The sequence below is a fragment of the Vibrio sp. 811 genome, from assembly GCF_033339195.1.
Window position 1 is genome coordinate 1 of sequence record NZ_JAWOUB010000680.1, and the last position, 584, is coordinate 584.

The following is a 584-nucleotide window of genomic DNA, read 5'->3' on the forward strand; positions in this document are numbered from 1 at the left end:
GTCTGAGTACATGTAAGAGGCTTGATCCACCGATTCTTGCAGCATAGAGAAGCCAAGCAACTCGCCGTCCGCAGCATTATTGTTGGTGCGATTTTCTGCAAAACGAACTTCCCAATCTTTCTTCGCTAGATCGAGTTTCGCTAAGTTTTCCGCTGACGTATTGCTGTACACCCACTCTTCGCCTTCCAGCTTGATGCTGTTATCAAAACCATACGCACTTGCCGCGTAGCGACCAAGTTGATCCACATTTCTGTCTGGATTGCTGATGTCTTCAGCTTGCGAATTCATGTTATGGATGTTGTAGATAAAGCCAAAACGAGCTGCGTTATCCATGCCCGATTCCCAGCCCGCCGCTTCTTGTGCGCCGACGTGAATCGTCATGTAATCCACTTTATCGAGAATCTTATTGTAAGACGCCATGCCTTTTACTTTATAAGAATTGCCGTTTTGCTCGATGATGTCTTCTGCTGGAATAATGGTCGTGAAGTTAGGATCGCGCGTTTCTACCCAAACGTACATCACGCCTTCTTCCGTGTTGTGTGCTGGGTCCACTGCCGCGCCGTATTCAGGAACACCATTTTGGT

The 584-nt window shown here is 47.6% G+C and carries 1 pseudogene; it reads right to left on the reverse strand.

The features are described 5' to 3' along the window. A pseudogene (locus R7Q46_RS28800) lies at positions 1-584 on the reverse strand (alpha-glucosidase); the annotation flags it as partial.